General features: G+C 37.4%; 12 protein-coding genes. 5 read left to right on the top strand and 7 right to left on the bottom strand.

The window, feature by feature from the left end; translation table 11 throughout:
- Positions 1–12: 12 nt before the first annotated feature.
- From KKI44_RS05870 to KKI44_RS05845, 6 genes are all read right to left on the bottom strand, one after another.
- Entirely contained in the window at positions 13–2070 is a 2058-nt protein-coding gene (locus tag KKI44_RS05870; protein ID WP_214590269.1) for a phospholipase D-like domain-containing protein, read from the bottom strand.
- A gap of 200 nt (positions 2071–2270) precedes the next feature.
- Positions 2271–4532 carry a glycoside hydrolase family 3 C-terminal domain-containing protein gene (locus KKI44_RS05865; protein WP_214590268.1) on the bottom strand — a complete coding sequence of 754 codons (2262 nt, stop codon included), beginning with the start codon at positions 4530–4532 and terminating at the stop codon, positions 2271–2273.
- 266 nt (positions 4533–4798) lie between these two features.
- Complete coding sequence (gene metQ / locus KKI44_RS05860; protein WP_214590267.1) at positions 4799–5611, bottom strand: methionine ABC transporter substrate-binding lipoprotein MetQ; 813 nt, start codon at positions 5609–5611, stop codon at positions 4799–4801.
- Between the two features lie 249 nt (positions 5612–5860).
- The gene (metI, locus tag KKI44_RS05855; RefSeq protein ID WP_214590266.1) at positions 5861–6517 is read right to left on the bottom strand and encodes a methionine ABC transporter permease MetI; all 657 of its coding nucleotides are present in this window, start codon (positions 6515–6517) and stop codon (positions 5861–5863) included.
- Positions 6510–7538 carry a methionine ABC transporter ATP-binding protein gene (locus KKI44_RS05850; protein ID WP_214590265.1) on the bottom strand — a complete coding sequence of 343 codons (1029 nt, stop codon included), beginning with the start codon at positions 7536–7538 and terminating at the stop codon, positions 6510–6512. The genes metI and KKI44_RS05850 overlap by 8 nt, the downstream gene beginning before the upstream one ends.
- A gap of 14 nt (positions 7539–7552) precedes the next feature.
- Complete coding sequence (locus KKI44_RS05845) at positions 7553–8554, bottom strand: EamA family transporter (RefSeq protein ID WP_214590264.1); 1002 nt, start codon at positions 8552–8554, stop codon at positions 7553–7555.
- Between the two features lie 594 nt (positions 8555–9148).
- Here KKI44_RS05845 and KKI44_RS05840 point away from each other — a divergent pair.
- Complete coding sequence (locus KKI44_RS05840) at positions 9149–9445, top strand: GNAT family N-acetyltransferase (protein ID WP_214590263.1); 297 nt, start codon at positions 9149–9151, stop codon at positions 9443–9445.
- A gap of 41 nt (positions 9446–9486) precedes the next feature.
- On the top strand, positions 9487–10515 hold the full coding sequence (locus KKI44_RS05835) for a pirin family protein (RefSeq protein WP_214590262.1): 1029 nt from the start codon (positions 9487–9489) through the stop codon (positions 10513–10515).
- Between the two features lie 47 nt (positions 10516–10562).
- Here KKI44_RS05835 and KKI44_RS05830 read toward each other — a convergent pair whose 3' ends face one another.
- Positions 10563–10739 carry a hypothetical protein gene (locus tag KKI44_RS05830; protein WP_214590261.1) on the bottom strand — a complete coding sequence of 59 codons (177 nt, stop codon included), beginning with the start codon at positions 10737–10739 and terminating at the stop codon, positions 10563–10565.
- Positions 10740–10990: 251 nt separating this feature from the next.
- On the opposite strand from KKI44_RS05830, the gene KKI44_RS05825 reads away from it, so the two are divergent.
- From KKI44_RS05825 to KKI44_RS05815, 3 genes are all read left to right on the top strand, one after another.
- Positions 10991–13117 (top strand): type IA DNA topoisomerase, encoded by a 2127-nt coding sequence (locus tag KKI44_RS05825; RefSeq protein ID WP_214590260.1) that lies wholly within the window; start codon positions 10991–10993, stop codon positions 13115–13117.
- Between the two features lie 313 nt (positions 13118–13430).
- Entirely contained in the window at positions 13431–13853 is a 423-nt protein-coding gene (locus KKI44_RS05820) for a PaaI family thioesterase (protein ID WP_214590259.1), read from the top strand.
- 65 nt (positions 13854–13918) lie between these two features.
- Positions 13919–14263, top strand: coding sequence for a phage holin family protein (locus KKI44_RS05815; protein ID WP_116099500.1), 345 nt, complete (start codon positions 13919–13921; stop codon positions 14261–14263).
- The last annotated feature ends 113 nt before the right edge of the window (positions 14264–14376 follow it).

The raw sequence follows: 14376 nt of genomic DNA, 5'->3' as shown, positions 1-14376 counted from the left end.
AAATATTTAAGTTTAATTTTGGGCGAAGTCGGTAGTAAAACTTTCATTAAAAGCAATCATATTCAGCCATTTTTCGCATTCTCTAATGGCTTCAGTTGTTTTTGCTTCAGCTTTCGGAACTGCATAAATTTCAAATAAATATTTGCTCCAGCCTTCCATAAAGATGTTCACTCGGTTTTTCATTTCTGGTTTGGAGATCGGAAGTCTGTCGTTATCTACCTGACTTTGATAAATATGAGCAAGATTTTCCACTTTTTCTTTAAAGGTCAGTAACATTTGTTTCAGATTATTGATCTTGGTATTCGTCTGCATTGGTAAATCCTGAAGCTGCTTTGTAAAGTTTATTTTATTTCTTTCCGATGCGGAAATTTCACTGCTTAATCTGTTGTTTTCCTCTTTCAGGCTATTAATTTCCAGTCGGTGCTCCTGCATTTCTTCTTCCAGTTTTTTAACAACGAATTCAGTTTTTTCCTGATGGTGCGTTTTAGTTCTTTTATGATAGGACTGATAGAATTTTTCTGTAACAATTCCAAATAAGTATACTCCTAAAGTCCCAAGAATAAAGACCAGCCAAAAGTTTTCCGTCTGTAAAATATCTTTAAATTCTAACTGCTTATCGGTACGGTTGGTTAAATATTCTATAAAGTTGATATTTTTTGCCACCCGATAAGCGATAAAGCAATCAACCAGAAAAATTAAAAATATGCCTCCGTAATTGTTAAACAGTCTCTTCAATGTATTACTTACGCTGCTTTCTTTATCAGATGGTTCTTCTTTATTGGGCATGATGAGTTTCATCATTCCTAATCCTAAAGGAATACTGACGAAAAGGAACAGAAATAATATTCCGCCGGCTCCTTTGTTCCAAATTTGTGTGATGGCATCAGAATTAAAAACTTCCGGTGTTTCCGGAACTGTACCTCTGTTTAAAGCGGATAGTGTTTCATTTTTCGAAAAAATAAATATATAGGCAACAGAAGAATAAAATACGAATATATACGATAAAAGCATGATACCTATAAATCCTAAAGTAACCGTTAAAGGCCAGTTAACAGGAGGTTTTACAAAATCAACTTTCAATTCGTTTATTTTTTTCATCAGTACATCAATTTTATCCTGAATGAAAGGAATTTTGATGGAATTATTAGATTCTATAAGCTGTTTTTTATCCTCAATATTTTTCTCGGTTTCCCGAATATTATTTTCTGTGTTTTGTATTTCAGCATCCAGATTATAATTTAGTGTGTCAATCTCATTCTGAGTTTTCATTTCTACGTTACTGATGCTGACTTTCAATTGCTCTTCAATTCTGTTTTTAAGTCTGGTTTTCTTCTCTGCAATCACTTCTATTTCGTTAATGAAATTCGAGTAAAGACTATCCATCGCTTGTGGAAGAACCTGATGATCGCCCTGATTTTCAAAAGCTCTTTGATAAGCGTTTTCTTTCAGAAGATTTTTATCGAATGAGCCGACTTCTGTGGCTATAATGCTATCCAGAACATCTTTAAAATCTTTCAGAGATTGCTCCTGGAAATTCAATGGTTTATTTGGGCTTTCAGATTTTAAAGGATTCATTACCGGAAGAAATGATGCGTTTTCTTCTCTCTCAATTTCTTCAAGACTCAGTCCGTTGTTGAGTTTTTCTACTCGGTCTTTGATCTTGAAAAAACTTTCTGTAAGTTCATTTACTGTTTTAGGGAAATTGGTTACCAAAACCTGTTCATGATTATTTTTGGCATTATTTGACCAATTATAGGAACCAGAAATGGCGATAGTACGGTCTATCACACAAAATTTCAGATTCATCATTCCGTAACCAATATTCCTGATTTTCGTAAAATGTAAGCCCTGACTTACCAAAATATCAAAATCGAGTTTTTCATTATCGGGCTGATCAGAAAGAACCAGTAAAACTTTTACGTTTTGCAGAAGTTTTTCTTTAATAATTTCATACAAATCCTGATTGGTGAACCAAGCCATAGCAATCAGAATTTCGGATTTTGCGTTTCTTAGTTCAGATTTTATTCTTAGTAAAATATCATCTGTATTAGAAATTGAATCTTGAATCATTGTATTCATAATTATGGTTATAGAGTTTTAAATGGAGAAAAAATTAAACTATGATTTCTGTTTTAATGAATCAGTTTTATGATACAAATGTAAATACATGAAAAATAAATTTTTTACGGTTTTCCGTAATTGAAAATTTTTTATACGAAAAATGCCCGGAGAAAATCCGGGCATTTCGTTTTAGAAATATATAAGTAAGATTACTTTAACGTAAACTTCACCTTCGTTTTTATGGCATCGGAAGAATTACCGATCTGTGCTTCAAAATCTCCCGGTTCTGCAACCCAATCATGTTTTTGGGGATCGAAGAAACTTAAAGCAGATTGATCAATGGTAAATGTTACTTCTTTTTCTTCTCCCGGATTCAGATACACTTTTTCAAAACCTTTTAATTCTTTAGCCGGTCTTTCAACAGACGATTTAAGGTCGGAAATATACAGTTGGGCAACTTCCGCTCCGGCTCTTTTCCCTGTATTTTTCACAGAAACCGTAAACGTGATTTTATCATCCTGAGACATCGTTGTTTTATCGACTTTGGCTTTTCCAAATTCGAAAGTGGTGTAGCTTAAACCATGTCCGAAACTGAATAAAGGTTTTATTTTTTTCGTATCATGCCATCGGTATCCCACAAAAATTCCTTCATTGTATGCGATGTTGATCGGATTTTTCTGATCTTTGCCTTTATCCGCTGCCAATTCCGCTTTATTTCCGGGATATTCTCCCAACTGATGCGCAGAATTGTCTTCCAGTTTCACAGGGAAAGTGAAAGGCAGTTTTCCTGATGGGTTTGCATCACCTGCTAAAACCGAAGCAATAGAATTTCCTGCCTCAGAACCCAAATACCAAGCCTGAACAACAGTCGGAACTTCTTTAATCCACGGCATTGCCACCGCATTTCCGGAAACCAGAACAACCGCAAGATTTTTATTCGCCTTTGCCAATGCAGCAATTACATTATCCTGATTGTAAGGCAATCCGTAACTTTTTCTGTCGTTCCCTTCACTGTCCTGAAAATCTGCTTTGTTTAATCCTCCAACGAAAATAACATAATCAGATTTTTTTGCCAGTTCTACGGCTTCGTTTAATAATTCAGCTTCAGAACGGTTATCTTTTAAATCCTGTCCGGATTTTACCCCATTGTATTCTCCGCCGATGTCTCCCACATAACCTCTTGCGTATTGTACATCCGACTGTTTCCCGAATCTCGCCTTAATTCCGTCTAAAGGAAGCGTTTCGTATTTTACTTTTAATGAAGAAGAACCTCCGCCAACGGTCATGATTTTAATAGCATTTTCACCAATGACCGCTATTTTTTTAGCTTTATTCAGATCAATCGGAAGAATATTTCCCTGATTTTTCAACAATACAATTCCTTCTTCCCCGATTTCTTTTGCAATAGCTTTATGCTCTTCTGAAGCGATATTTCCGAAAGGTTTGTTTCGGTTCATTGTTGTTTTATACGCAAGATTTAAAAGCCTTGAAACCTTATCGTCCAACTCTTTCGTTCCTACTTTTCCGGATTTAATTAAATCTAAATAAGGCTTTGCCAGATAATAATTGTCGTAAGCATTTTTTGTACCTGCTGAAAGTCCGTTTGTCCAGCTTCCGAATTCCAAATCCAGTCCGTTATGGATAGCCTGTTCGGTATTGTTAACAGCACCCCAGTCGGAAACCACGACCCCTTTATATTTCCATTCTCCTTTTAAAATATCGTTCAGAAGATATTGGTTCTGGCTAGAATACTGACCTTTATACATATCATAAGCTCCCATGATCGTCCAAGAATCACCTTCTGTTACAGCCGCTTTGAAAGCCGGAAGATAAATTTCGTACAACGTTCTGTCGTCCACTTTTACATTGCTGGTATGGCGGAACATTTCCTGATTGTTCAGGGCGAAATGCTTTACAGAAGTTGCCACACCGTTGGATTGTACTCCTTTGATGTAAGGAACTACCATTTTTGAAGTCAGATAAGGATCTTCACCCATGTATTCGAAATTTCTTCCGTTGAGTGGAGTTCTGTAAATATTAACTCCTGGTCCCAGAAGAATATCTTTTTTTCGGTAACGGGCTTCTTCACCCAATGCTTTACCGTAATTCCAGGACATTTTTTTATTCCATGTCGCGGAAAGTGCCGTTAAAGCAGGATAGGCGATAATGGAGTCGTTCGTCCAGCCTGCCTGATTCCATTCGTCCCACATCACTTCCGGGCGAACTCCGTGAGGACCGTCCGTTGTCCAGAATTCAGGAATTCCCAATCTCGGAACTCCCGGCGAACTGAATTTTGACTGGGCATGAAGCATCGCCACTTTTTCTTCCAGAGTCATTCTGGAAAGGGCATCTTTTACCCGTAATTCCACAGGTTTGGATTCGTCTAAATAAACAGGAAGCGGTGTATTTTGAGCCATATAAGAAGCAGAAATAAATGTGAATAAACTTACAATGGCGGTTTTCTTAAACATAAAAAGCCTTTTTTGATTGGAAACAAAAATAGCAAAAAATTTTATTATCTCAAATTGAGAAAATATATTTTTAAATAAATAATTTTTAATAACCCGTGATTTGAAAATAAAAAAGACATCATTTCAAAAAACTGAAACAATGTCTGAATATATAATAATAGACTTTTTTAAAATGTCAATGGTGAATTGTCAATGGTGGATTGTTAGTGATGAATTTTAAAGCATAACGGAAAAATTCACTATTCACCATTCACAATTCCCTCAAATCAGTTCCAGCCTTTTACAGCACCGCCTTTGAAAATTTCTTCCGCCTTTTTTACCACTTCATCAGATTCATAGGCTTTTACGAAATTTTTTACCTTTTCGGAGGTTTTGTTATCTTCTCTTGAAACAATTACATTTACATAAGGAGAATCTTTATCTTCTTTGAAAATTCCCTGTTTATCGGCATCCAATCCCGCCTGAGCCGCAAAATTATTGTTGATAATGGCAATCACCACTTCTTTATCATCCAACACTCTCGGCAGTTGCGGCGCTTCAATTTCAAGGATTTTTAACTGTTTAGGATTGGCAACAATATCCGTTACTTTCGGTAAAAGTCCGATGCCGTCTTTCAGTTTCAGCAAACCGTTTTTCTGTAAAAGAAGTAAGGAACGTCCGCCATTGGTAGGATCATTCGGAATTACAACTGTGCTTCCGTTCTGAAGTTCATTGATGCTTTTAATTTTCTTTGAATACGCAACGATAGGGTAAACAAAAGTATTTCCTACAACCGCTAATTTATATCCTCTCTGTTTGGATTGTTCGGTTAAATAAGGAACGTGCTGAAAAGCATTGGCGTCAATATCACCGTTATTCAGAGCTTCATTGGGAACCACATAATCGTTGAAGGAAACCAGCTCTACTTCAAGGTTGTATTTTTCCTTCGCTACTTTTTTCGCCACTTCGGCAATTTCCTGTTCCGGTCCTGAAGTTATTCCTACTTTTATAAAGTTCGGATCCTCTTTTTTTGATGAATTACAGCCGGTAAATGCTAACAAACCCGCCGCTAAAAAACTTAAAATCTTTATTTTTTTCATTGTAAATTATTTTCTTTTAAAAAAAGGGCGAAAAGCAAAAAGGTTAGATTTTTAAAATTCTTTAATAAATAAATATGGCTTTTACTCCTTTTTGCTGATTTTCGCCCGATTGATGGCTGAAATTTTCAAACCACCACACTATTTCACATTCACACTTATCACATTATTTTCAAAATACTCACACACACTCACTCTCACACACTCAAACACTCACACCCTCCAACTCAAAAACCCTCCCACTCAAAAAACTCAACGATGATCAAACCTCTTCGCTAATCGGTCTCCCGAAAACTGAATGATAAAAACAATCGCAACCAGCAATCCCAACACAAGATTCATAATCACGGCATCATAACCGATGTAGCCGTACTGATAACCGATCTGTCCCAATCCGCCGGCTCCGACAGCTCCTCCCATCGCAGAATAGCCGACAAGCGTAATTAAGGTAATTGTTGCGTTATTAATCAAAGAAGGAAGTGCTTCCGGTAATAATATTTTTCTGATAATCTGAAACGGGCTTGCTCCCAAAGCTCTTGCGGTTTCAATTAGTCCATGAGGAACTTCCAGTAAGCTGTTTTCTACCAGTCTTGCGATAAAAGGAGCCGCTCCGATGCTTAAAGGAACCAAAGCTGCGTTTACCCCGATAGACGTTCCCACCAGACTTCTCGTGAAAGGAATCATCCACACAATTAAAATAATAAAAGGAATAGAACGGAAAATATTCACCAGAACAGATAAAATCCTGTTATAAATTACATTTTCCAAAAGCTGTCCTTTCCGTGTTAAAAACAATAGAATTCCGACAGGCAAACCCAGAACAAATCCGAAAAACCCCGAAACAAACGTCATAAAAACCGTCTCCCAAATTCCCTTTGATAAAAGAGAAATCACCGTATCACTAAGCATATCCTCTTACCGTATTTTGAATTTTATTCTGATTGAAATAATAAATGGCCTGCTGATTTTTCTCCTCTTCTCCTTGAAGCTGAAGCAATAGTTTTCCAAAATTGGAATCGCCTAAATATTCAACATCCGCTTTCAGCAGTTTGTATGGAATTTTATATTTATCGTAAACAATGGAAAGCAGTTCTTCCACCGATATATTTTCATTAAGTTCTACTTCCACCAATGGAAATAATCCGTCTTGTGGCTCTTGCTGTAGTTTTTTATTCAGTTCCTGTGGTATCGTCATAACACTAGAGTTTAAAAATTGTTTAATGATAGGATTCTCTTTGTTCGAGACAATCTCGCTTAAAGTTCCTTTAATTAATAGTTGACCTTTGTCGATTACCGCAACATGGTTGCAAACCGTTTTGATGACTTCCATTTCGTGCGTAATCAGCAAAATCGTAATTCCAAGTCTCTGATTAATATCCCTCAACAATTGTAAAATCGATTGTGTGGTTGCAGGATCGAGCGCACTCGTCGCTTCATCACAGAGCAGGAGATAAGGATCATTTGCTAAAGCCCTTGCAATAGCAACCCTCTGTTTTTGTCCTCCCGAAAGACTTTTAGGATAATCATTTGCTTTGTCTTCCAGTCCTACGATTTTCAGCAGTTCATTTACTTTTTTATTAATTTCAGTTTTGCTGACATGATCCAGCTCTAACGGAAGCGCAATATTTTCAAAAACAGTTCTCGAAGAAAGCAGATTAAAATGCTGAAAAATCATCCCGATCTTTTTCCTTTCCTGGGCTAATTGTCTCGAATTTAATTTCGTAAAATCCTTTCCGTTAATCACAATTTCACCGCTGTCAGGTTTTTCAAGAAGATTCACCGTTCGGATTAACGTACTTTTTCCCGCTCCCGAAAATCCGATGATTCCTACAATATCGCCCTGTTCAATCGTCAGACTTACATTATTCAGCGCCTTAAACGACTGTTTTTTCTGATGAAATGTTTTTGAAACATTCTTTATCTCTATCATTTTTTACTTAAATTTTATATTGGCTGATAAGGTCTTGCGGTTTTGTTCACGTGTCTTATCACTCTTCTTATTTTCACTTTAGACCGCTTGGAAAGCTTAAAATATTTAGTCACGTTCGTTAAAAGAACTCCGGCAAGAATAACAATCAATCCGTAAAACTGGTTGATGTTGATGGTCTGATTTGCAACGATCCAGCCCGCAATTACAGTAACAATAGGATTGATGTAAGTATGCGTACTTACCAAAGCGGCAGGTTTTACAGACAAAAGCCAGATATACGAAAGGTAAGCGATGATTGATCCGAATACAATAAGGAAAAACAATCCTGACCATGCGTTTAACGGTACTTTTATGATTGAAAAACCAGTCCATTCATTTCTGAAAAACGCAATAATAAATGAAGCAATACCGGCAGTAATAAGCTGTTGGGCAATATTCATAAAAGTTGAATGGCCAGCCGGATTTTTTTTGGAATAAAGAGATCCTAAAACCCACGCTACGGAACTTAGTCCCAGAACAACAAATGCAATTATCCTGATTGAAGCATCTGCCGTTTGTGTATGCGAACCGGAAGAACTTACACTTCCGTTGAGAAATAAAATAAGTCCTGCAAACCCGATCACCAAACCTAAAGGAATAAACTTATCCGAGAAATAATAACTCCAGTTTTTCTTATCAATGGCGATAAACCAAAAAGGTCCCGTTGCAATAGCAATGGCTGCTTCAGAAGCGGTTACATATTGTTCTCCCCACGCAACCAATCCCGTTCCTCCCGTAAGGATGAGAATTCCGGTGATGGCATTTTTTTTCCAGTTGATGACAGAATTGGCTTTTTCACCTTTTAAGAGCAGATAGCCGATCATTGCTATTCCTGCGCCCAAAAATCTGAACCCCGAAAGAATAAAAGGCGGAAATCCGTTTAACCCGAAAGAAATGGCGAGGAAAGTAATTCCCCATATTACATAAATATTGATGAAGGCTATAGGAATCAGCCATTTGTTTTTATTAGTATTCATGATATTTTTTAATGTTGTTTTTAAAATAAAAAAGGCTCTACAACGTGGTAAAGCCTTTAGAAATATGTCATATAAAAGTAAGGTTAACCACAACAGGAATGAAGCATAGGCATACAGCAATACATCATCATAAAATGATTGATATGTTTTCTTACGGTGCTGTTCTTGAATTCTGCTTTCATTGTATTATTATATCCTGATTACGGTTGCAAATATAAAACATATTTTTCTATTAGTCCACTAAAAAAGTAGGCTTTTTAGAAAATAAATTGATCTCTTGTTTTTAATGTTTTGATTTTTAATGATTTAATTTTTGAAAATACTATCAATTCACCAGTGATTTCTCTCAAAAAAAGCCAAATAATAGCTTTGAACTTCCTGTTGATGTTCCGAAAATCAAGCCTTCGTTGCGTTTAACCCCCTTCGCAAACGAAAAATTTATAGCAATACAGACAGAAAATTTATGTTCATCACGTTAAAAAATAATTCACGGCTTCTTTCAGTTTAATCAAAATAAAACGGATTTATTATCATACATCATGATCCGGCAAATTCAGGGTGCCTAATTTTACATCATCATTAAAAATCAAAATTATGGAAAGAACAGAAGTTGTTTTAGGAAATGTAAGAGGAGAGATTCAGCTTTTCTCAGACGATAAAAAAGCAGGAAAAATGGACATCTCTGTCATTGGAGATAAATTAACGGTATACCATACGGAAGTAAACGAAGAATTTGAAGGCAGAGGATTTGCGAAGATCCTGCTGGAAAAGCTGGTTTCCTACGCAAGAGAACATCAGCTCAAAATTGTTCCGTTGTGTCCGTATGTTCACGCCCAGTTCAAACGCCGTCCCGACGAATACAGCGATGTATGGTTCAAAGAAGAACTGTAAAAATTTATAATTGTAAACCATTAACTTTTAATTGAATCAAAATGAAAGCACTGAACTTTTTGATAATCGGAAAAAATGTCGAAATTCTTGCAACCTTACAAAGAATTATCGAAAAAAATGATGGATGGAAGGCTGAAATTCTGAGTGATGAAAGCAAGAGCGAGGATTTTATCAAAAATAATCCCGTGGATATAGTTTTGCTGAGTTCCGGTCTGGAAGAGCAGTTCGAAAAACAGATCAGTGTTTTTTGCAGAAATTTTGATGAAAATATAAAAGTAATAGAACATTACGGCGGCGGAAGCGGATTGCTGTTCAACGAGGTGGAAAACAGTTTTGCAGCAGTAAAAAAGCCTGAAAACAGAGTAGTGCACCGCGCAGATTCAAGAGGGGTAACCAACGAACAGTGGCTGGTCAGTAAAAAGACATTCAGCTTCGGAGAATTTTATGACCCCGAAAAAATGCAGTTCGGCGCCTTAAGAGTGCTGAATGACGATACTGTTGAAGCCGGAAAAGGCTTCGGAACGCATCCTCACGACAATATGGAAATCATCAGCATTGCACTGGAAGGAACCCTGATCCATCATGACAATCTGGGAAACCATAACGAAATAAAAGGCGGCGAAATTCAGGTCATGAGCGCCGGAACAGGATTAATGCACAGTGAATTCAGTAAAGATGAAGGCGATTTGGTTAAATTTCTGCAAATCTGGGTCTATCCCAATAAAAGAAATGTCACGCCGCGATACGACCAGATGAAACTCGACAGAACGAAAAGTCAAAACAGATTTCAGCAGATCCTTTCACCCGATCCTCAAGACGACGGAATATGGATCCATCAGGAAGCATGGTTTCATCTCGGAGATTTTGAAAATACGGCTGAAACCCAATATCAGATAAAGAAAAAAGGAAACGGTGTCTACGTTTTCATCATCAAAGGAAGCGCAGAAATTGAACGACAGAAACTGGAAGAAAGAGACGGCTTCGGAATTTGGGATATTTCCGAATTAAACATAAAATCCACATCGGAAAACACAGAGATTCTTCTCATGGAAGTTCCGATGGAAGTGTAGTGATAAGGTATGAATTGTTTTGAAGCTCTCTTTTTAAGGGAGCTTTTTTAATTTCCGGGAAAGTTTCTTGCAGGGGTGTAAGAAGGTTTCCCGCCTTCCGGAAAGTTTGTCGCAGGGGTGCAGGAAGCTTTCGAGGTTCCCGGAAAGTCTCTTGCAGGGGTGAAACATACTTTCCCGGTTACCCAAAAAGCCGTTACAGGACTGTTTTGAATTTTTCCAGACAAAATTGTCTTTTAATTCTGAATTCTTTTCCGGCACATCTGTCATCCTGAAAGGATCTAAGAAATTCACACAAAAATATTCGAATATAGATTCCTCCGGAATGACAATCACAACGTATCTATTTTCAAAAAATTAAGTAATACCCTTCATTTTAAAAGTTCAGACAAGCTTATTTTCAACCAACAATCCGCAAATTAGCAAAATCCAAAAAAAATCCCGATTTTTGCCCTCTCCAAAAAATTCCGAGACATTCATGAAACTTTGTATTGCCGAAAAACCCAGTGTTGCCAGAGATATCGCCAAAGTGTTGGGCGCCACCACGCCGAAGCAGGGCTATATGGAAGGAAATGGCTATTGTGTGACATGGACTTTCGGGCATCTTTGCACCCTCAAAGAACCACACGATTACGGTCCGCAGTACAAATCGTGGAACCTGTTTCTGCTGCCCATTATTCCCAATAATTTCGGGATCAAATTAATCCCCAACAAAGGCGTAGAAAATCAGTTTAAAGTTATTGAAAGACTGGTTGAAGAATGTGATGAGGTCATCAATTGCGGGGATGCCGGTCAGGAAGGAGAGCTGATCCAGAGATGGGTTTTACAGAAAGCAAAATGCAATAAACCCATTCAGCGTTTGTGGATTTCATCCCTTACCGAAGAAGCGATTAAAGAAGGTTTTGCTAATCTAAAACCTGCCGAAGATTACAAAAATCTCTACCTTGCCGGAAACGCAAGAGCGATTGGAGATTGGTTATTAGGAATCAATGCAACGCGACTTTTCACCAAAAAATTTGGGGGAAATAAAGCCGTTCTTTCCATCGGAAGAGTTCAGACTCCCACGTTGGCAATGCTTGTTCAGCGTCAGAAAGAAATTGATGCTTTTACCACCGAAGAATATTGGGAACTGAAAACCAAATACCGCGAAGTTATTTTTAACGCAGCGATCGACCGTCTCAAAACTTTGGAACGAGCAGAAAAAGGGCTGGAATATTTAAAACAGAATCCTTTCGAAATCGTATCCTTTGAAATTAAAGAAGGAAAAGAAAAAAATCCGAGACTGTTTGATTTGACGGCACTTCAGGTGGAAGCCAACAAAAAATACGGCTATTCTGCGGAGAATACTTTAAATTATATTCAGAGTCTTTACGAGAAAAAGCACGTTACGTATCCGCGTGTGGATACAACCTATTTGTCTGAAAGTTTATATCCGAAAATCGAAGGAATTCTGAAGAAAATGTATTTTTATCAGGAACTTATCGCCCCTTTACTGGAAGCTCCGATTCCCAAATCGAAAGCGGTTTTTGATGATACCAAAGTAACAGATCACCACGCAATTATTCCGACGGAAGTTCCGCCTTCCCAGAATTTAAGCAGGGAAGAAAAGTTAGTTTATGATCTGGTTGCGAAACGTTTCATTGCCGTATTTTATCCCGAGTGTAAAATTTCCAATACTTTAGTAGAAGGAAAAGTAGGAACCATTCCTTTCAAAACCAGCGGAAGGCAGATATTGGAACCGGGATGGAGAGCCGTTTACGCCAAAGAACCGAAAGAAGAACCCAACGATAAAGAAAAAGAAAAGGAAGAAGAACAGACCATTCCCGAATTTACCGTCGGAGAAACCGGACCACATGATCCGATGATCCATCAGGGAAAAACGACTCCGCCAAAACCATACACGGAAGCAACTTTGCTGAGAGCTATGGAAACCGCAGGAAAACAGGTGGAAGATGATGAACTGCGCGAACTCCTGAAAAACAACGGTATCGGAAGACCTTCAACCCGCGCCAATATTATCGAAACGCTTTTCAAGCGGAAGTATATCGAGAAGAAAAGAAAAAATCTCATCGCTACCCAAACCGGAATTCAACTGATCGATACCATTGAAGATGAATTGCTGAAAAGTCCCGAATTAACGGGAGAATGGGAACTGAAACTCCGAAAAATTGAAAAAGGCGAATATGAAGCAAATCATTTTAAGGAAGAGCTCATCCAGATGGTGACGGAGCTTACTAAAAAAGTAGTCGACGGAAAAGGGAAAGTGATTTCTTTGGAAGAAGAAAAAGTGGAGGAGGTAAAAGAAAAGAAAAAACGCGAACCCGCCGTTAAAAAAGAACTTCAATCCTGGGAAGAAACCAAATGCCCGAAATGCAAAGAACACCATTTGATGAAAGGAAAAACCGCTGTCGGATGTTCCGATTTTAAAAATTGCGGCTTTAAAGTTTCCTTTGAAATCTTCGGAAAAAAACTTTCGGATAAGCAATTAATGGATTTGGTCTTAAAAGGCAAAACCTCAAAATTAAAAGGCTTCACCACCCATCCTGAAAGTTTGGCAGAAGGTATTTTAGCGATGGATGAGCAATTTCAGATTGTTTTAAACTAAAAATTAAACACAAATACCACAAATATTTTCACGATTACCACAACGAAACATCAATAGGAGCGGACTTTAGTCCGCTTTCACATTTTACCCAAAACAACGGCTTCAGCCAAAACATAATAATTCTAACCTCTCAAATATCGTTCATGGTTAAAATATTTGCGCCATTTGTGAAAAAATTATTCGTGCAATTCGTGTTTAAAAATAAAATTTGTGAAATCTATCCGTGCCATTCGTGTTTAAATCAAAAGCAAACATAATATTTTCGCATTTGTAAAAAAAATTGTGCAACTTGTGTTCAAATTATAAACAAAAAATGACACCCCATAAAAAACAGCTCATCACCGACAGCTTCAACCGCTCCGAAACATTAAAATTCTACAAAGCCGAACTTCTGGAAGTGGAAACCGACTTCATTTCCATGAAAATCCCTAAAATGGATTTAATGACCCGAAAAGCAGGAATGTTCAACGGAGCCATGATTGCTTCTTTGGTGGATGTTTCTTCCGGTTACGCGGCAGTAAGTCATTACGAAGAAGACTGCTATGTGGTAACCGTTGAATTGAAAGTCAATTATTTAAGACCTGCCATTGGAGAAGCTTTAATTTCGAAATCTTATGTGATAAAAGGAGGTTCAAAGATCAGCGTGATCCGCACTGAAATTTATGTGGCTGATGAAAACGGAGCATCTGAAAGCCACGTTGCAACATCCTTGGTCACGATGATGAAGATCAGATAATTTTTCAAACAAGTGGAATAGCTTTTGCACAGGAACATTCATCAACAACATTAAAAAATCATACTATGAACTTAATTATTCGACTTTTGGTAACGGCCATTGTTGCCTATCTTTTAACATGGATCTTACCGGGAGTACACTTTACAGGATTTGGCGGAGCGATCATTTTTGCCATCGTTTTAGGACTTTTGAATTTAATTGTAAAACCTATTCTTAATATTTTAGGATTGCCTTTAACGATCATTACATTGGGACTGTTCACCTTAGTAATCAATGCAATTATTATCCTGATCGCCGATTATTTTATAGACAGCATGATGGTAGACGGATTTTTGTGGGCGCTGATTTTCAGCATCCTGCTTTCCATTGTCAGCTCACTGGCAAACTCAATGTTTTCGGACGGAGATTAATTTAAAATTTGAAATGATATAAAATCGCCTGTTAAAACGACAGGCGATTTTTTGTGTGCGTTTGTGTTTTAAAAATAGTTAACTTTGGCAATCTTTGAATTAAATAAAGACTT

Source organism: Chryseobacterium sp. ZHDP1, assembly GCF_018603435.1.
Classification (GTDB): Bacteria; Bacteroidota; Bacteroidia; order Flavobacteriales; family Weeksellaceae; genus Chryseobacterium; species Chryseobacterium indicum.
Note: the sequence above shows the minus strand (reverse complement) of the source record. Positions and strands in the feature narration are given on the sequence as shown.

Bases quoted from the DNA above. Each gene is read 5' to 3' on its own strand.
- KKI44_RS05870 (WP_214590269.1), bottom strand. From the start codon at position 2,070: ATGATTCAAGATTCAATTTCTAATACAGATGATATTTTACTAAGAATA.
- KKI44_RS05865 (WP_214590268.1), bottom strand. From the start codon at position 4,532: ATGTTTAAGAAAACCGCCATTGTAAGTTTATTCACATTTATTTCTGCT.
- metQ (WP_214590267.1), bottom strand. From the start codon at position 5,611: ATGAAAAAAATAAAGATTTTAAGTTTTTTAGCGGCGGGTTTGTTAGCA.
- metI (WP_214590266.1), bottom strand. From the start codon at position 6,517: ATGCTTAGTGATACGGTGATTTCTCTTTTATCAAAGGGAATTTGGGAG.
- KKI44_RS05850 (WP_214590265.1), bottom strand. From the start codon at position 7,538: ATGATAGAGATAAAGAATGTTTCAAAAACATTTCATCAGAAAAAACAG.
- KKI44_RS05845 (WP_214590264.1), bottom strand. From the start codon at position 8,554: ATGAATACTAATAAAAACAAATGGCTGATTCCTATAGCCTTCATCAAT.
- KKI44_RS05840 (WP_214590263.1), top strand. From the start codon at position 9,149: ATGGAAAGAACAGAAGTTGTTTTAGGAAATGTAAGAGGAGAGATTCAG.
- KKI44_RS05835 (WP_214590262.1), top strand. From the start codon at position 9,487: ATGAAAGCACTGAACTTTTTGATAATCGGAAAAAATGTCGAAATTCTT.
- KKI44_RS05825 (WP_214590260.1), top strand. From the start codon at position 10,991: ATGAAACTTTGTATTGCCGAAAAACCCAGTGTTGCCAGAGATATCGCC.
- KKI44_RS05820 (WP_214590259.1), top strand. From the start codon at position 13,431: ATGACACCCCATAAAAAACAGCTCATCACCGACAGCTTCAACCGCTCC.
- KKI44_RS05815 (WP_116099500.1), top strand. From the start codon at position 13,919: ATGAACTTAATTATTCGACTTTTGGTAACGGCCATTGTTGCCTATCTT.